Here is a 17,041-nt window from a genome sequence, read left to right as displayed (position 1 = left end):
CCCAATCCCTTCGGTAAATGGTTTCGCCACGCCGTCCATGTCTCCGCATCCGGCTCGACATGAAACTGCAGTCCGTAGGCCCGGGTTGCAAATCGGAAAGCCTGATGCGGGTACATTGGGCTCCCAGCCAGCAACACGGCGCCTTCCGGCAAGGTGAAGGTGTCGCCGTGCCAATGAAAGACAGGAACAGAAAGACCGGCGCCGGCGAACAGCGGATCCTCTTGCCCTGCTGCGGTTAGTTCTATTGAGCCGAAACCGATTTCAGATCCATGTCCGGGAAACACCTTGGCTCCGAGCGCCTTTGCCAAGAGCTGCGCTCCCAGGCAAACACCGAGCAGAGGAACGCCGCGCCGGGCCACCGTTGCCAACAATTCGCATTCTTTTATGAGAAATGGGTATCGTTCGTCTTCATACGCGCCCAATGGACCACCCATCACCACCAGACCGTCTACCTGATCCGCATCGGGGAGCGGATCTTCGCGGTCGAGCCGTCGTATATCGGTTTTGTACCCTCGCTTCTCCGCCTCTCGGATAATGATCCCCGGTCCTTCCCATTCAACATGCTGCAAAACAACCCAACGGTTATCCATGGTATGTCATTCTCGCATGGCCACTCTGCACCCACAGCGACCAAAGTCTCATGGCATTTCCGACTCTTCGCAGCCCATCCCAATCTCCGTAGTGTGCCGTGATGCATTACACACGTACTTCTGGTTGTGATGAATGGCCTATTGCGATTCGCATCAACTGTAGAGAAGCTGGTTAAGTTCGTGTTTTGGGCAATTGTTTCCCTGACCTACAGAACAGGCGGCATAGGAGATGCTGGATTGCTGCCAAGCGCGAAGCAATGGAACGGCTCATGGAATTCGAGCGACATAGGTGTAGGGGTCCGCGCAGAGGCATGTTTTACCTCGGCGAGATCGCCGTGCATCGGGGGATCGAATGACTGTATGGCCCTTGGCCGTCTATTTTGCGGCGGTGCTTCTCATCGTAGTGGTGATGCTGAGCCTTTCGTATGTTCTGGGACAGCGCCATGATGAGCCCTCGACCGGCTCGCAGTATGAGTCCGGCATCGTCTCCGAGGGTTCAGCACAGGCGCGTTTGTCGGTGAAGTTCTTTCTGACGGCGGCCTTCTTTGTGGTCTTCGACCTTGAGGCTGTCTTTCTCTTCCTTTGGGCTGTTGCCGGTCGTGACCTCGGCTGGTCTGGCTATGTAGAAATGGCTATCTTCGTCGGCGTTCTGCTGGCTGCCCTTGTCTATCTCTGGCGCACCGGAGCGCTTGACTGGTATCCCGCTACTGCGCGTGGGAAGGAGCGGCCTTAATGCGCTCTCCGGCCGAGCAGCGCAACGCTCTCGTAGAGCTAGTGCGGCCAGGCGAAGACCCGACAGAAAACGCCGTTCGGCGCAGCGTTGTCTTTTCGCGCCTCCAGGACCTTCTCGGTTGGGGACGAAAGAACTCTATCTGGCCGTTCAATTTCGGGCTCTCCTGCTGCTACGTCGAGATGGCCACGAGCCTGACCAGCAAGTACGACATCTCTCGATTCGGTGCAGAGGTCATCCGCGGAACACCGCGGGAAGCTGACCTGATGGTGGTTGCAGGCACCGTCTTCATCAAAATGGCTCCCGTCATTCTCCGTCTCTATCAGCAGATGATGGAACCCCGGTGGGTGATCTCCATGGGTTCCTGCGCCAACTCTGGAGGAATGTATGACATCTACAGCGTGGTGCAGGGAGTCGACAAGTTTCTTCCGGTTGACGTGTATGTTCCCGGCTGCCCACCGCGGCCTGATGCATTCGAGCAGGGTTTGATCCTGCTCCAGAAAGCTGTCGGGACCGAGCGGCGGCCTCTGAGCTGGGTGGTCGGTCCGCAGGAAACGACACGCGCACTTCTCCCATCCCAACGCGACATCAATCGCGGAGAAAGACAACGCGCCACAACGCTTCGTCCGGTAGACGAGATCTGATGATGCTCACCATCGCCCCACAATCCGTTGCTCCCTCTGCTTCCGCGGATGAACTCAGAGCATCGCTTGGAGAAGATGCGATCGCGACGCAGGTAACGGCGGACGGGATTCCGACCTTCTGGGTTGCGCCAAAGCACGTCCACAGAGTGCTTGACCGGCTGAGGACAGAAGTTGATCGACCCTACCGAATGCTCTACGACCTCACGGCCGTCGATGAGCGGATGAGAACGCATCCCCAAGATGCGCCGGCTAGTGATTTCACGATTGTCTACCATCTGCTTTCATTCGACCGCAACGAATACATCCGGATCAAGGCGCCTCTCAAGGAGGAACGAGCAGCGATCGACACAATCACCGATCTTTGGCCAGCGGCGAACTGGTACGAGCGGGAAGTCTGGGACATGTTCGGGATCCGTTTCCAAGGTCATCCGCACCTTGAACGTATTCTCATGCCCCGGACATGGGTTGGACATCCGCTCCGCAAAGATCACCCGGCGCGCGCAACGGAGATGGGACCCTTTCAGCTTCCCGACGCAAAACAGGAAGCAGAACAGGAGGCGTTACGATTCCGGCCCGAAGAATGGGGTATGAAGTCCGGTCGCGACGGTCAGGACTTCCTGTTCCTTAATGTGGGTCCGCAGCATCCGGGTACGCACGGTGTGCTGCGGGTGATTTTACAGTTGGACGGCGAAGAGATCGTCGATGCTGTGCCCGACATTGGTTACCACCATCGCGGCGCCGAGAAGATGGGTGAGCGCCAGTCCTGGCACACCTACATCCCCTATACGGACCGCGTCGATTATCTCGGCGGCGTGATGAACAACATGGCCTACCTGATGGCGGTAGAGAAGCTCGCCGGAATTCAGGTGCCGCCCCGCGCCCAAGTGATCCGGGTGATGCTGGCCGAGCTTTTTCGCATCATCAGCCACCTGGTCTGGTACGGAACCTTTGCACAGGACCTCGGGCAGCTCTCTCCTGTGTTCTACACCTTTAATGACCGCGAGCGAGCCTTCGGCATCATCGAGGCGATCTGTGGGGCGCGCATGCATCCCAATTGGTTCCGCATCGGCGGTGTGGCGCAGGATCTGCCGAGAGGCTGGGACGGGCTGATCCGGGATTTCCTGAAGTACCTTCCTCCGCGGCTCGCCGAGTACGACAAGGAGGTAATGCAGAACTGGATATTCAAAGGACGCACGCAGGGTGTGGGCACCTTCACAAAGGATGAGGCTATCGAATGGGGAGTCACCGGGCCCGGTCTGCGCGCCTGCGGATTTGCGTGGGACTTCCGCAAGACCCAACCCTACTCCGGCTACGAGCACTTCGAATTTGATATCCCGACTGGGACTCACGGAGATTGCTACGATCGCGGCATGGTGCGCGTCGAAGAGATGCGCCAGAGCCTCCGCATCATCGAGCAGTGCGTCGACAACATGCCGGAGGGCCCCTACAAATCACTCGATGCGCGCGCCTGCCCTCCGCTCAAAGATCGCACCATGCACGATATCGAAACGCTTATCACCCACTTTCTGGGGGTGAGTTGGGGACCGGTGATTCCGCCCGGTGAAGCACTAGGTGCAATTGAGGCCACAAAAGGAAACAACGGATATTACCTGGTGAGCGATGGAAGCACGACCTCCTATCGCACCCGGATTCGCACGCCTTCTTTCGCGCACATGCAGATGCTTCCCCTGTTGGCTCGCGGCCGGATGATTCCCGATCTGCTCGCCATCCTGGGCGCGATGGACTTTGTACTGGCCGACGTAGACCGATGACGATACGACGAGGACAAGCATGTTAACGGTTGAGGAACGAGAGGAGATCGAGGCGGAACTGGCGCGTTACCCCACGAGAGAAGCGGTATGCATTGACGCGATGAAAATTGTGCAACGGCATCGCGGATGGGTTTCCGACGAGAGTGTGCGCGATATCGCCGACCTGCTCGAAATGTCTGCGGCGGATCTCGACGGGGTGGCGACGTTCTACAACCTGATCTTTCGCAAGCCAGTAGGCCGGCATGTGGTGATGCTCTGCAATAGCGTGAGCTGCTGGATTCTGGGCTATGAACGGATGCGCGAGCACCTCACCAAGCGATTAGGGATTCAGTTCGGAGAGACCACGCCCGACAACCGGTTCACTCTCTTGCCGATCGTTTGCCTCGGCGCGTGCGATCATGCGCCGGCAATGCTGGTGGACAACGAGTTGCATACCGACCTTGGTCCAGATCGGATCGACGAAGTGCTGGAGGCATACAAGTAGCTGTGACCCAGGAGAGACCACTGACGGAGGCGATTCCACTCGACGGCAAGGGGCTTAGCCTGCGCGGATATGAGCAGGTGGGTGGCTACCAGGGATTGCGCAAAGCTCTGCGCGAGATGACCCCTCAAGCCGTACAGGAGGAAGTGAAGAAGGCCGGCCTGCGTGGCCGCGGCGGAGCGGGCTTCCCCACCGGAATGAAGTGGAGCTTTGTGCCAATGGGTGATAACGTGCCACGGCCCAAGTACGTGGTTGCCAACGCCGATGAGATGGAGCCCGGTACATTCAAGGATCGTTATCTGATGGAAGGCAATCCCCACCAGTTGATTGAGGGGCTGATCCTGGCTGCCTACGCTACCCAGGCGAATGTGGCTTTCATCTTCATTCGCGGCGAATACAAGCTGGCTCAGGAACGATTGGCCAAAGCAATTGCCGACGCATACGCGGCTGGATATTTGGGAAAGAACATCCTCAAATCGGAATTCGCATTGGAGATGATTCTGCACGTGAGCGCAGGCCGCTACATGTGTGGCGAGGAGACCGGTTTGCTCAACGCCCTCGAAGGCAAGCGGGCTAACCCCCGCTCCAAGCCGCCGTTTCCGCCCGTCGCCGGTCTTTGGGGTAAGCCGACCACGGTAAACAATGTCGAGACGCTGGCGAACGTGCCGCACATTTTGGCAAAGGGCTTTACCTGGTATCAGAGCCTGAGCCGAAGCAAAGATTATGGCACGAAAATCTATGGCGCGAGCGGCAAAGTCAAGCGACCCGGCTTATGGGAACTTCCTATGGGCACGCCGATGCGCGAAATCCTTGAAGAACACGCCGGCGGCATGCGCGACGGTCTTCGATTCCGCGGAGTGCTCCCCGGCGGCGCATCGACGGACTTTCTCGTCGAAGAGCATCTCGACGTTCCGATGGACTTCCTCGAAGTGCAGAAGGCCGGAAGCCGGCTTGGTACCGGCACCATGATCGTCCTCGACGATCACACCTGTCCCGTGGGGATGACTTCGAATCTGATTCACTTCTTCGCCCAAGAGTCTTGCGGCTGGTGCACTCCGTGCTGGAGCGGCCTGAATTGGGCGAAGCAAATCCTCGCCGCAATGGAAGAAGGACGCGGGAAACCGGGAGATCTCGACAAGCTCGCATTCCAAACGAAATTCCTGGCGCCCGGGAACACGTTCTGCGCGCTTGCGCCAGGCGCGGCCGAGCCCCTGCAAAGCGCATTGAAGTACTTCCGCGAGGACTTTGAACACCACATTCGTGAACAGCGTTGTCCCTGGAAGTCGTGATGTGGAGAGCCTGATGGGAATCATCTACATCGACGGAAAGCCCTATGAAGCCGACCCGCAGAAGAACCTGCTGCACGTCTGTCTTTCGCTTGGGTTTGACCTGCCGTACTTCTGCTGGCACCCAGCCCTGGGATCGGTTGGCGCCTGCCGCCAGTGTGCCATCAAGCAATTCAAAGACGAACAGGACAAAAAGGGCAAGCTTGTGATGGCATGCATGACACCGGCCTCGCCGGATGCACGGATTTCCCTGCTTGACCCGGATGCGGTGGCCTTTCGCGCGGGAGTCATCGAAGGAATGATGCTGAGCCACCCCCATGACTGCCCGGTGTGCGACGAGGGCGGTGAATGCCATCTGCAGGACATGACGGTGATGACGGGCCATGACTACCGCCGAGCAGAGTTTCAGAAACGCACATTCCGGAATCAGGACCTCGGACCCTTTGTTTATCACGAGATGAACCGGTGCATCCAGTGTTATCGCTGTGTGCGCTTTTATCGGCAGTATGCCGGAGGAAACGACCTGAATGCCTTCAGCATGGCAAATACGGTCTTCTTCGGGCGCAACGAAGACGGCGTCCTCGAGAATGAGTTCGCGGGCAATCTCATCGAGATTTGCCCAACAGGCGTGTTCACCGACCGTACGCTGCGGAACCACTACACCCGCAAATGGGATCTCCGCATGGCGCCATCGATCTGCGGTCAGTGCGGGATCGGATGCAATGTAACAGTGGGAGAACGATATGGACTCCTGCGCCGCGTCGTGAACCGGTTCCACAGCGAGGTGAACGGCTATTTCCTCTGCGACCGTGGCCGCTTCGCTTACGAATTCGTCAATAGTCCGAACAGAATTCGGACGCCACAGCTCGACGGAGAGGCGATTTCCGGTGAAGCAGCGGAGTGGGAATTCCAAGCCCTGATCGCAAACAGAGAAAAGTTGATTGGGATTGGATCGCCGCGGGGGTCTCTTGAGGCCAATTTTGCGCTGCGGCAACTCGTTGGCGCGGATCGATTCTTTGCCGGCGTTGAGAGCAAAGAGTGGACGCTGATTACAACAATGGTCGATATCCTCAAGCGAGGGTCCGCACGTTCCCCATCATTGAACGAAATTGAACACTCTGATGCGGTTCTAATCCTGGGCGAAGATGTGACCAACTCGGCGCCACGCATGGCGTTGAGTCTGCGGCAGTCGGTCCGCCAGCAGCCGATGGAAGTTGCCAAAAAGCTGCGGGTTCCCCTCTGGATGGATGATGCCGTCCGCGAAGTTGTGCAGGAACAGCGGGGACCGCTCTTCATCTCCGCACCGTTCGCCACGCGTCTTGATGACGTGGGCACGATTACATATCGCGCAGCCCCAGACGATGTCGCACGCCTGGGTTTTGCCGTTGCACATGAAATCGATGCGCATGCACCGGAGGTCCCCGGGCTACATGAGGAGGTGCGTGCGATGGCTCGCGTGATTGCAGACGCACTGAAAAAGGCTAAGCGGTCGTTGGTTGTCTCAGGGCCGAGTTGCCGCAGTGTTGCCGTAGTGGAATCCGCGGCCAGTGTGGCCAAGGCGCTCTGCAGTTCCGGTCAGCCAGCGATGCTCAGCCTGATTACACTCGAGTGCAATAGCTTTGGGTTGGCCCTTCTCGGCGCGCGTCCGCTCAATGAGGCGGTGGCGCTGACCGCAAAAGATCGAACTGTCATTGTGCTGGAGAACGATCTCTATCGCCATCTGCCCGCCAAGAGAGCGGACGCATTTCTCGAATCAGCCGCTCGCGTCATTGTTCTCGACCATCTCGCCAATCGGACCGCCGCCAAGGCCAGCCTGTTGCTTCCCGCCGCCACCATCTCCGAGTCCGACGGGACGCTGGTCAGCAATGAGGGGAGAGCGCAGCGGTATTACTCCGTGTTTCCGCACCAGACGGATGTTCGCGAGAGTTGGCGATGGCTGCGCCAGCCAGAATGGTCTTCACTCGATGACGTGCTGGCCGATCTCGCGAAGGAAACGCCCCCACTGAGTGGCGTTGTCAATGCCGCGCCATCGTCTGAATTTCGGGTCGCCGGCGCCAAGGTCCCCAGAGAAACTCATCGCGCGAGCGGGCGCACGGCGATGACAGCGAATCTGACTGTGGTCGAGCCCAAACCACCTGTCGATCCGGACTCCGCGCTTTCCTACACAATGGAAGGCGCACCGCTTCAGCCGCCCGGCGGGCTGCAGCCGTTCTTTTGGTCGCCGGGGTGGAACTCGATTCAGTCCGTCAACAAATTCCAGAGCGAGATTGGCGCGGAGTTGCGCACCGGCGACCCGGGAGTTCGCCTGATCGAGCCGGCAGGGGAAGGTGAATACTTCAAGCAGATTCCCGTCCATTTTGCACGGCGCGAACGAGAATGGCTGGTCATTCCGATCGAGCACATCTTCGGCTCCGAAGAACTGAGTCGCCATGCTCCCGCCGTCGAGAAACTCGTGTTCGAGCCGTACCTTGCATTAAACGTGGCCGATGCCGGCAGCCTGGGTTTAGAGGACGGGAGTGGAGAAGTAGAAATTGAATTGAGCGGAACAAAACACCGTCTGCCGGTGAAAGTGCTGCCCGATCTACCCGGAGGTATTGCCGGTATTCCACATGGTTTACCTGCTGCTTTTGGTGAGGTGTTTCCAGCCTGGCGCCGGATCGAGCGAATCCAATGACGACTCCTCATCCTATTGCGTCGATCGTTGGCGTCCTGGTTGTGGCGCTGAGCCTCTCCGCGTTTCTCATCTGGGTGGAACGAAGGCTGCTGGCGCTCTGGCAGGACCGCTATGGCCCCAATCGCGTCGGGCCCTTCGGCCTTCTGCAAGTGCTTGCCGACATGATCAAGATTTTCACAAAGGAAGACTGGATCCCGCCGTTTGCCGACAAGCCCGTCTTCGTGATTGCCCCCGCCGTCATCATGGTCACGGTGTTGATGTCGTTCGCCGTCCTCCCCGTCGCCCCCGGGATCGTGGTCTCCGATTTGAATATCGGCCTGCTCTTCTTTCTGGGCATGTCGTCGCTCGGCGTGTACAGCATTATGCTCGCCGGATGGGCGTCCGGAAACAAGTATTCACTCCTCGGCGGTCTACGCGCGGCGGCACAGATGATCAGCTACGAAGTCTTCATGGGGCTATCGCTGATGGGAGTGGTGCTGCTGGCTGGCACGTTCAACCTGGCCACCATCGTTGAGGCGCAGCGCGGCCTCTGGTACGTGATTCCGCAGTTCCTGGGTTTCGTACTCTTTCTCATCGCAGGTGTCGCCGAGGCTCGACGCTTGCCCTTCGATCTTCCCGAAGCGGAAGCGGAGCTGGTCGCAGGTTTTCACTCCGAATACTCCGGCATGAAGTTTGGGATGTTCTTCGTCGGTGAGTACCTGGGCATCACCCTGATCTCATCGATGATCGCGGTGCTCTTTCTGGGGGGATGGAACGGCCCATGGCTGCCTCCCCTCGTGTGGTTCCTGATCAAGGTCTTTGCTTTTCTCTGCTTTTTCATCTTGTTGCGCGCTTCGCTTCCGAGGATGCGCTTCGACCAGTTGATGTCTCTCGGATGGAAGGTGATGTTTCCGCTGGCGCTCGCGAATCTGCTTGTCACCGGCGCAATCGTCCTGGCGAAAAAGTGAGGAAGGAGAGGAAGTCGATGCGATGCTGAGCGTGATTCGAACCATCTGGAACGTGTTCCTGCACTCCTTCCGCCGGCGTGTCACGATCCAATATCCGGACGAGAAGCCGTACCTGACGCCACGCACGCGAGGACGCATTATTCTCTCGCGCGATCCGGACGGCGGCGAACGCTGTGTCGCCTGCTATCTCTGCGCCGCCGTCTGCCCGGTGGACTGCATCGCATTGCAGGCGACGGAAGACGAGAATGGGCGCCGCTATCCGGAGTTCTTCCGCATCAATTTTTCGCGCTGCATCTTCTGCGGGCTTTGCGAAGATGCCTGCCCAACCTACGCCATCCAACTCACCCCGGACTTTGAAATGTCGGAGTACAACCGGCAGAACCTGGTCTACGAGAAGGAAGATCTGTTGATCAATGGACCGGGCAAATACCCCGGATACAACTTCTGGCGTGTTTCCGGAGTTCAGATCGGCGGTAAAGACAAGGGTGAAGCGGAGAACGAAGCTCCACCGACAGATGTGTACAGGTTGACGCCATGACGAATCTGATGGAAATCGCATTCTTCGCTGCCGGCGCCGTGGCCGTCATCGCAACAGTCCTGGCGATCACGCGGCTGGTCGTCGTCCACGCACTCCTGTATTTGATCGTTTCGCTTCTCGCCGTAGCGGTGGTCTTTTATACGATGGGCGCTCCGCTTGTCGCAGCGCTCGAGGTGATTATTTATGCGGGTGCGATCGTGGTTCTCTTCGTTTTCGTGGTGATGATGCTGAATCTCGGAGTGCGGACCCAAGAAACCGAACGCAAATGGTTTGCCGGGCGCGCCTGGATCGGCCCTGTGATTCTGTCCGAATTGCTTCTTGCCGAGGTGATCTATCTGATCGTCCGCGCTCCGGTATCTGCAGCCATTAGTTCGATCTCGACCCCAAAACAGATTGGCTTGGCTCTCTATGGTCCCTATCTTCTCGGCGTAGAGCTCGCATCGATGTTGTTGCTTGGGGCCCTGGTGGGTGCGTGCCACCTGGGACGGACCTCGAAGTCTGGAAGGGAGGCACGGCAATGACATCGATTCCAATGGCCGACGGACTCATCCTCGGAGGCATTCTGTTTGCCCTCGGATTGGCCGGTCTTCTCCTGCGCCGCAATCTGCTCCTGATTCTCGTTTCAATCGAGATCATGCTCAACGGAGCAGGTGTTGCCTTTGTCGCGGCTGGAAGCCGCTGGGGACAGGCCGACGGCCAGGTGATGTTTCTCTTTATTCTCGCGGCGGCAGCGGCGGAGGTTTCAGTCGGTCTCGCTCTGCTACTGACGTACTATCACCGTCGGCAAACACTGGATGCCGATTCCGTAAACGAGATGAGAGGATAGCAATGCTGCGACTTCTCTGGCTTGTTCCGGCGATCCCGCTTGTGAGCGCCCTGGCGCTTGCGGTTCTGCGGCTGTCGCAGAAGGCCGTCGCATGGCTTGGGACTTGCTCGATCGCGGCATCCTCCCTCATTTCTTTGCTTGTCTCTATCTCTTTTGTGAACGCTCCTCCTGTCTCCGGTGCCTACACACAAGTGCTCTGGAGATGGTTCGACGTCAACGGCCTCCGCCCGGAGATTGCCCTCTATCTCGATCCGCTCTCGCTCATCATGATGGTCGTGGTGGCGTTTGTTAGCTTTCTCATTCACCTGTACTCGACCGAGTTCATGAGCGGCGATGATGGCTTTGGGCGCTTCTTTGCCTACATGAATCTCTTTGTCGGTTGCATGCTGACCTTGATTCTTGCGGACAACCTTCTGCTTCTCTATCTCGGATGGGAGGGTGTGGGACTGTGCAGCTACCTGCTGATCGGTTTCTGGTATCGCGACCCAGCGAACGGTCGTGCCGGACGCAAGGCATTCATTGTTACCCGCGCCGGCGATACCGCGATGGTGATCGGCCTGTTTTTGCTCTTTCACGAGTTAGGCACCTTAAACATCCAGGACCTCATGCATCGCGCGGCACTTCAGTGGTCAATTGGTTCTACTGGAGCTCTGGCTGCAGCATTCCTGCTGCTGGGCGGCGCCGTGGGCAAGTCGGCGCAGCTGCCGTTGCAGACCTGGTTGCCTGACGCCATGGCAGGTCCGACGCCCGTCAGCGCCCTCATCCATGCGGCGACGATGGTGACAGCCGGTGTCTATCTGATTGCGCGCATGCACGTCATCTATTCGCTTGCGCCCCAGGCGCAGTTCGCGGTCGCGGTCATCGGCGCAGCAACGCTGCTGATGGCGGGTTTTAGCGCGCTCACACAGCATGATTTGAAGCGCGTCCTCGCCTATTCGACCATCAGCCAAATCGGGTACATGTTCCTTGCACTCGGCGTTGGTGCGTGGCCAGCCGCCATCTTCCACTTCATGACCCACGCCTTTTTCAAGGCATTGCTCTTCTTAGGCGCCGGTATTGTCATTGAGTCTTTGGACGGCGAACACGACATCTTTCGCATGGGCGGCCTTCGGAAGGAACTTCCAGTCGCCTTCTGGACTTTCCTGATTGCCGGATGCTCCCTTGCGGGCTTGCCGCTCATCACTGCGGGAGCCTTCAGCAAGGACTGGATCATCTGGGGAGCCTATAGTGCAGCCAATGGAAGCGCAGGGCTCTGGGTAGTCGCGCTCGGGGGAGTATTTCTGACCGCGCTCTACACCTTCCGGATGATCTTCCTTGTCTTCTTCGGACAGAAGAAGAGTCAAGTCACGCGTATGCCAGGCCCTGCGATGGTGGTTCCTTGCATCATTCTGGCCTTTCTGTCGATTGCAGGCGGTTATGTCAAGACGCTTTTCTCGAACTACCTTGGTACCGTTCTTCACTGGGATTCGACTGTGACTCACGGCGTCTCCTTTGGCGAAAACACTTCTGAAGCCATCACTTCGCTTGTGTTTCTGCTTGGCGCGAGTCTCGCCTACATGCTCTTCCTGCGACGGAGACAATGGGCGGCGTCCATGGTGTCGCGTCCGATGGGGAACCTGCTGCATCGCTTCTGGTTGTCGGATTGGGGAATGGACTGGCTGTACGACCGGATCTTCGTACGGCCAGTGGTCTGGATGGCAAGGATCGGGAAAGGCGATTTAGTAGACGTTTTCTATGCCGGCATTGGCCGGTTGAACGAGATTGCCTGGCGCGGCATGAGCCGAACCCAATCTGGGAAACTGCGCTGGTATGCCGCCGCCATCGCTGCGGGAGCGATCGTTCTCATCGGGGTGGTGATTTTCTCATGATTCTCGGCTGGTTACTTGCGATCCTCATCGCCGGCGGCATCGTCGCCTGGCCGCTTGCGCGCCTGCATCCGCTGCTCAGCCGCTCGATCGCACTCCTCGCGGTAACTCTTGATCTGGTTCTTGTTTTGTATCTTGCTGCGCGCGATTTCGGCGACGGAAACACCGGTACCGGATGGCACCAGGAATTGGATTGGAACTGGATTCCCCAATTCGGCATTCACTTCCACTTTGGATTGGACGGGTTGAGTCTTTTGCTGGTGCTGCTCACGCTCTTTCTTGCCGTGGTTGCTGTTGTCGTTTCGTGGGATGACATTACCACGGCAGTTGGCTTCTATCATTTCAACTTGTTGCTGATCGTCGCGGGGATTCTCGGCGTTCTGCTCTCCCTCGACCTGTTCCTTTTCTACTTTTCGTGGGAGCTGATGCTCGTTCCCATGTACTTTCTAATTTCCATTTGGGGCCGCGAACGGAGAGTCTATGCGGCAATAAAGTTCTTCCTCTTTACCCAGTTGAGCGGATTGCTGATGCTGATCGCTCTTCTGGCCCTCTACTTCGCGCATTATCGGTCAACAGGGATCTACACCTTCGAGTACCAGGATCTTCTGGGAACACAACTCAGTCCGCAGGCCGCAATGTGGATCATGCTGGGCTTTCTCGCCGCCTTCGCAGTGAAGCTGCCCATTTTTCCATTCCATACCTGGCTTCCCGATGCCTGCTCCGAGGCTTCTGCGGCGACAAATCTGATACTCGCCAGCCTCATGGCCGTTAGCGCTGCGTATGCCATGATCCGCTTCCTTCTTCCGCTCTTTCCGGATGCGGTGCATACGATCAGCCCCATCATGATCGTTCTTGCCGTGATTGGAATTCTTTATAGCGCCATCCTGGCCTTCTCCCAAACCAATCTCATGCGCCTTATTGCCTATGCCAGCATCGGCCACCTTGGGTTCGTGATGCTTGGGATCTTTGCCGGCAACGCCCTCGCACTCCGGGGCGCAGTTATGACAATAATCGCCCATGCGATCAGCATCGGGGCGCTTTTCCTGGTCGCCGGATCGATAGAGAAGCGTGTGCATTCGCGCGAGATCGAATCCATAGGCGGTCTCTGGGATACGGTGCCTCGGCTGAGCGGTGTGGCTCTTGTCTTCGCGCTCGCGGCGCTGGGGCTCCCCGGGTTGGGCGATTTCATCGGCGAGTTTCTTATCCTAATCGGAACGTACCAGGCGCACATCGCTGTGGCTGCGGTAGCGGCATGCGGCGTACTTGCGGCAACCTTTTACGCGCTGCGCTTCGTTCAGTGCGCGTTCCAAGGACCAAATCACCATTCTTGGCAACTGCCGGACCTTGCTCCGCGCGAGGCGCTCATATTAGGCGTCCTGATGGTGGTACTGCTCTGGTTAGGTCTCTACCCGCAGCCCGTCTTTGAAACTCTGGGACAGGCAGCGAACCATGCTCCGGCACTGTGGAGATGAGCGATGCATGGCATTCACCTACTCTCGCTCCTGCCTCTCCTGCTCGTTGCCGGAACTTCGGTTCTAGTGCTATTGGCGATCGCCGTCCGCCGCAATCATGCTGTCGCCTTTGCACTCACGCTCTCAGGCCTAGCGGCCGGCTTCTGCTCCACATTCATTGTTCCTACAAACCAGGTAACGCCATTGCTTCTCATGGACCACTACGCTTTGTTCTTCATGGGACTGCTGATGGCAGCCAGCTTCTTCATCGCGTTCCTGTCTTACAGTTATCTCGCCGCGCGGGAAGGCAACAAGGAGGAGTTCTACGTTTTGCTGCTGGTCGCTACGCTCGGTGCCATGGTGCTGGCTGCGAGCATCCACTTTGCTTCGCTGTTTCTCGGTATCGAGATCCTAAGTGTTGCACTGTACGGGTTGATTGCCTATCTCCGCGATCGTCCGCTGCCCCTCGAAGCAGGCATCAAGTATCTGATTCTGGCGGGCTCTTCCTCCGCATTCCTGGCCTTTGGGATCGCCCTTATCTATGCCGATGTCGGCGCTCTCGATTTTGCAGCAGTGGCACAACGCATAGCCGCAGACCAAAGCGGTGTGAGCCTTGAACTCTTGCTCCCCGGCACTGTTCTGATTCTTACAGGTATCGGCTTCAAGCTGGCGTTAGCTCCGTTCCACATGTGGACGCCGGATGTCTACGAGGGCGCGCCGGCCCCGGTCGCGGCTTTCGTCGCCACAGTATCGAAGGGAGGCATGTATGCGCTGCTCCTCCGGTTCTTTAGCCTATCGGGAGCGGATCGTTTCCCTCGACTTCTCCTCGTTCTGTCCATCATCGCCATTGCCTCCATGTTGGCCGGCAACCTGCTGGCTCTGTTCTCAACCAACGTCAAGCGCATCCTGGCTTACTCTTCGATTGCCCACATGGGTTACCTGCTTGTTGCAGTTGAAGTGAGCAGTCGCCTGGGCATAACCGCCGCGGCCTTTTACCTCGTGGCCTATTTCATCATGATCCTTGGCGCATTCGGCGTGGTAACCGTGCTTTCGAGTGGCGAGCGCGACGCAGATCGACTTGAGGACTACCGAGGTCTGTACTGGCGACGTTCAGGTCTTGCGCTCGTCTTTACGGCGATGCTCCTCTCGTTAGCGGGTATTCCGCTGACCGCGGGCTTTCTTGCCAAGTTTTACATTGTGGCTGCAGGCGCTGATTCTCAGGCCTGGCTGCTCATTCTCGTCCTGGTCGTCTCCAGCACCATCGGCCTCTTCTACTATCTGCGAGTCGTCGCGAAGCTGTTTCAACAGCCAGTCTCGGAGGGCCAAACGCCTGAACCTCTCCCGTGCCGTTCGCCCGCCGTATCGGTAATCCTGGCGTTTCTCACGGTATTTCTGATTTGGTTTGGGGTTTTTCCCTCGCCATTACTTCACCTGATTCAATCCACGATCGGCAAAATCTTTTAAAACGAGGAGACGAAATGATGGAAGGCGCACTTTATCCTGCTGCAACGCTCGAAATCGCAAAGAAACGCGAACAGCTCACTCCGGAAACACTAAACACCTGGCGCGCCTTCAGCCGGCAGGTCTTTGCCGATGGAGCCTTGCCCGCGAAGACGAAAGACCTCATAGCGATTGCAGTTGCTCATGTAACGCAATGCCCATATTGCATCCGCGCGCACACCAAGAGTGCTCTTGCCAAGGGGGCGACCGACAAGGAGATCATGGAGGCCATTTGGGTGGCTGCCGAGATGCGGGCCGGGGGCGCCATCGCGCACTCGGCGCTCGCCATCGATGTCATGAAAGATCATGCTTCACCTGAGGAGGAACGATGACTTTGGCTGCGCACGAGCAACACGCATTGGTGGACCGGCTCATGTCTGCCTGCGGAGGGAGCTATCCTCCGGAGATTCGGCGTCGCTTCTTTATCAGCGGTCCCCAATGGGCCGCGGCGTACCGAGGCCAGGCGCTCTTCCACGCTCCTACGCGTGAACCGGTTGAGCCCTCGGATGTGATTCGACATTTCTCAGAAATCGGCATCGGATGGTGGACAAGTCACGACACAGACATCATTTCCCCGGGCGAACTGATGACGGGAAAGCAAGATGAAATCCTGGATAGCATCGCAACTTCGCTGAAGCAATATGGACTCCAGTGCTCCATGGTTACCGGCGAAACATTCTTCAGCCCCGTCTGGGCTGGAAGTCCCGCAGGCGAGCAGCCGGAGGTGCGCGCCTATGCGGCGCGCCGCCTTGAGAATGTCGTGGGCATTGCGCATAAGCTGGGTGCGCGATTTGTTGTCTATTGGCCCGGAACGCTCGGATATCAGTTTCAGGGGATCGTCGACGAGACGGTGATGCTAAAGCGTTATGCCGATCTGATCAACGCGGCATGTGAGAAGGACCTGTCTTTAGCGCATACGCGTGGTACTTCAACGATGCGCCACTGCCTTGAGGCAAAACCCTTCGAGCCGCAGGCGGAACTGATCCTGCCCACTACCGACGCGATGCTGGGGTTCATCGGCTCGGGACTCCTGAAATATCCGGAGATGGTGGGCGTCAACACGGAGTACCTGCACGAACTCATGTGGGGCGGTGCCCCACGTGCGGCGCTTGCCCGCGCACTGGTCGCTGGAAAGCTTTGGCACATCGATATTAACGATGGCTACCGGCTCAAGCATGACGTGGATCTTGGTGTGGGATTGATCAACCCCTTGGACTGGTTAAATGTGCTCGTGCTCCTGCGCGCGCACGGGTATAGCGGTCCTTTCAATCTGGATTACAAGCCGGCGCGCACGACGAGCAATTACGGTGTCTTCAAGGTCAGTTTTCCCACTGCGGTCGATCGTTTCATCACACTGTGGGAGATTGCAGGCGAGGTGATGACCGATCCCATCATCAACGAGGCGACGCGGGCGCTCGAAACAGGCGGCGGTGTGGCGGACGTGAACAATCCGGATGCCGTGTTCGAGGGGAATAAGGAACTATGGACGCTCCACGAACTAATCAGCCACCGGCTCTTTCAGATCCTGCTCGGACAGCATCGCGGCAGAACATTTGTGGACGTGAAGCCATGACGTTCAAAGAACAACAAACATGAGAGTCAACCGTCATTTGTGAATTCAGCATCTCTCGAAATGGCAGATAATGATTAGCGCTGCGAAGGTTGACGGTGAATGGTCGCGAATAGCCGATAAACCCCACAGTTCGCTGTTTTCCCCGCAATAAGGCATTTCAGGTC

At 57.8% G+C, this 17,041-nt stretch carries 16 protein-coding genes; 15 read left to right on the top strand and 1 reads right to left on the bottom strand.

Annotation, left to right across the window (positions count from 1 at the left end; genetic code table 11):
• On the bottom strand, positions 1-590 hold a 590-nt coding region (locus VMU57_RS07165), incomplete at its 3' end, for a type 1 glutamine amidotransferase (protein WP_325381949.1).
• 352 nt (positions 591-942) lie between these two features.
• Here VMU57_RS07165 and VMU57_RS07160 point away from each other — a divergent pair.
• From VMU57_RS07160 to VMU57_RS07090, 15 genes are read left to right on the top strand one after another with little or no spacing between them, the layout of a single operon-like run.
• Positions 943-1,323, top strand: a complete 381-nt coding sequence (locus VMU57_RS07160; protein ID WP_325381948.1) for an NADH-quinone oxidoreductase subunit A — start codon at positions 943-945, stop codon at positions 1,321-1,323.
• Positions 1,323-1,964: an NADH-quinone oxidoreductase subunit B family protein gene (locus VMU57_RS07155; protein ID WP_325381947.1), complete on the top strand. Its 642-nt coding sequence runs from the start codon at positions 1,323-1,325 to the stop codon at positions 1,962-1,964. Before VMU57_RS07160 ends, VMU57_RS07155 begins: the two co-directional genes overlap by 1 nt.
• Entirely contained in the window at positions 1,964-3,736 is a 1,773-nt protein-coding gene (gene nuoC / locus VMU57_RS07150; protein ID WP_325381946.1) for an NADH-quinone oxidoreductase subunit C/D, read from the top strand. Before VMU57_RS07155 ends, nuoC begins: the two co-directional genes overlap by 1 nt.
• A 19-nt stretch (positions 3,737-3,755) precedes the next feature.
• On the top strand, positions 3,756-4,220 hold the full coding sequence (gene nuoE / locus VMU57_RS07145; RefSeq protein WP_325381945.1) for an NADH-quinone oxidoreductase subunit NuoE: 465 nt from the start codon (positions 3,756-3,758) through the stop codon (positions 4,218-4,220).
• 2 nt (positions 4,221-4,222) lie between these two features.
• Positions 4,223-5,506: an NADH-quinone oxidoreductase subunit NuoF gene (nuoF, locus tag VMU57_RS07140; protein WP_325381944.1), complete on the top strand. Its 1,284-nt coding sequence runs from the start codon at positions 4,223-4,225 to the stop codon at positions 5,504-5,506.
• A gap of 13 nt (positions 5,507-5,519) precedes the next feature.
• A complete protein-coding gene (nuoG, locus tag VMU57_RS07135) occupies positions 5,520-8,177 on the top strand; it encodes an NADH-quinone oxidoreductase subunit NuoG (RefSeq protein ID WP_325381943.1) in 2,658 nt (885 codons plus the stop codon).
• The gene (gene nuoH / locus VMU57_RS07130; protein ID WP_325381942.1) at positions 8,174-9,124 is read left to right on the top strand and encodes an NADH-quinone oxidoreductase subunit NuoH; all 951 of its coding nucleotides are present in this window, start codon (positions 8,174-8,176) and stop codon (positions 9,122-9,124) included. Before nuoG ends, nuoH begins: the two co-directional genes overlap by 4 nt.
• Positions 9,125-9,146: 22 nt before the next feature.
• A complete protein-coding gene (gene nuoI, locus VMU57_RS07125) occupies positions 9,147-9,662 on the top strand; it encodes an NADH-quinone oxidoreductase subunit NuoI (protein WP_325381941.1) in 516 nt (171 codons plus the stop codon).
• An 8-nt stretch (positions 9,663-9,670) separates the two neighbouring features.
• A complete protein-coding gene (gene nuoJ, locus VMU57_RS07120; protein WP_349255559.1) occupies positions 9,671-10,183 on the top strand; it encodes an NADH-quinone oxidoreductase subunit J in 513 nt (170 codons plus the stop codon).
• Positions 10,180-10,488 (top strand): NADH-quinone oxidoreductase subunit NuoK, encoded by a 309-nt coding sequence (nuoK, locus tag VMU57_RS07115; RefSeq protein WP_325381939.1) that lies wholly within the window; start codon positions 10,180-10,182, stop codon positions 10,486-10,488. Before nuoJ ends, nuoK begins: the two co-directional genes overlap by 4 nt.
• Before the next feature lie 2 nt (positions 10,489-10,490).
• Positions 10,491-12,356 carry an NADH-quinone oxidoreductase subunit L gene (nuoL, locus tag VMU57_RS07110; protein WP_325381938.1) on the top strand — a complete coding sequence of 622 codons (1,866 nt, stop codon included), beginning with the start codon at positions 10,491-10,493 and terminating at the stop codon, positions 12,354-12,356.
• On the top strand, positions 12,353-13,825 hold the full coding sequence (locus tag VMU57_RS07105) for an NADH-quinone oxidoreductase subunit M (protein ID WP_325381937.1): 1,473 nt from the start codon (positions 12,353-12,355) through the stop codon (positions 13,823-13,825). Before nuoL ends, VMU57_RS07105 begins: the two co-directional genes overlap by 4 nt.
• Before the next feature lie 3 nt (positions 13,826-13,828).
• The gene (locus tag VMU57_RS07100; RefSeq protein ID WP_325381936.1) at positions 13,829-15,268 is read left to right on the top strand and encodes an NADH-quinone oxidoreductase subunit N; all 1,440 of its coding nucleotides are present in this window, start codon (positions 13,829-13,831) and stop codon (positions 15,266-15,268) included.
• Positions 15,269-15,282: 14 nt separating this feature from the next.
• Positions 15,283-15,636: a carboxymuconolactone decarboxylase family protein gene (locus tag VMU57_RS07095; RefSeq protein ID WP_325381935.1), complete on the top strand. Its 354-nt coding sequence runs from the start codon at positions 15,283-15,285 to the stop codon at positions 15,634-15,636.
• On the top strand, positions 15,633-16,877 hold the full coding sequence (locus VMU57_RS07090; protein ID WP_325381934.1) for a TIM barrel protein: 1,245 nt from the start codon (positions 15,633-15,635) through the stop codon (positions 16,875-16,877). Before VMU57_RS07095 ends, VMU57_RS07090 begins: the two co-directional genes overlap by 4 nt.
• Positions 16,878-17,041 lie beyond the last annotated feature (164 nt).

It is taken from the genome of Edaphobacter sp., from assembly GCF_035532915.1.
Lineage (GTDB): Bacteria > Acidobacteriota > Terriglobia > Terriglobales > Acidobacteriaceae > Edaphobacter.
This window is presented reverse-complemented; position numbering and strand designations above follow the sequence as displayed.

Coding starts and splice junctions, on each gene's coding strand:
- nuoK (WP_325381939.1), top strand. CDS start 10,180: ATGACATCGATTCCAATGGCCGACGGACTCATCCTCGGAGGCATTCTG.
- VMU57_RS07090 (WP_325381934.1), top strand. CDS start 15,633: ATGACTTTGGCTGCGCACGAGCAACACGCATTGGTGGACCGGCTCATG.
- VMU57_RS07160 (WP_325381948.1), top strand. CDS start 943: ATGACTGTATGGCCCTTGGCCGTCTATTTTGCGGCGGTGCTTCTCATC.
- VMU57_RS07105 (WP_325381937.1), top strand. CDS start 12,353: ATGATTCTCGGCTGGTTACTTGCGATCCTCATCGCCGGCGGCATCGTC.
- nuoI (WP_325381941.1), top strand. CDS start 9,147: ATGCTGAGCGTGATTCGAACCATCTGGAACGTGTTCCTGCACTCCTTC.
- nuoH (WP_325381942.1), top strand. CDS start 8,174: ATGACGACTCCTCATCCTATTGCGTCGATCGTTGGCGTCCTGGTTGTG.
- VMU57_RS07100 (WP_325381936.1), top strand. CDS start 13,829: ATGCATGGCATTCACCTACTCTCGCTCCTGCCTCTCCTGCTCGTTGCC.
- nuoL (WP_325381938.1), top strand. CDS start 10,491: ATGCTGCGACTTCTCTGGCTTGTTCCGGCGATCCCGCTTGTGAGCGCC.
- nuoC (WP_325381946.1), top strand. CDS start 1,964: ATGATGCTCACCATCGCCCCACAATCCGTTGCTCCCTCTGCTTCCGCG.
- nuoG (WP_325381943.1), top strand. CDS start 5,520: ATGGGAATCATCTACATCGACGGAAAGCCCTATGAAGCCGACCCGCAG.
- VMU57_RS07155 (WP_325381947.1), top strand. CDS start 1,323: ATGCGCTCTCCGGCCGAGCAGCGCAACGCTCTCGTAGAGCTAGTGCGG.
- nuoJ (WP_349255559.1), top strand. CDS start 9,671: ATGGAAATCGCATTCTTCGCTGCCGGCGCCGTGGCCGTCATCGCAACA.
- nuoE (WP_325381945.1), top strand. CDS start 3,756: ATGTTAACGGTTGAGGAACGAGAGGAGATCGAGGCGGAACTGGCGCGT.
- VMU57_RS07095 (WP_325381935.1), top strand. CDS start 15,283: ATGATGGAAGGCGCACTTTATCCTGCTGCAACGCTCGAAATCGCAAAG.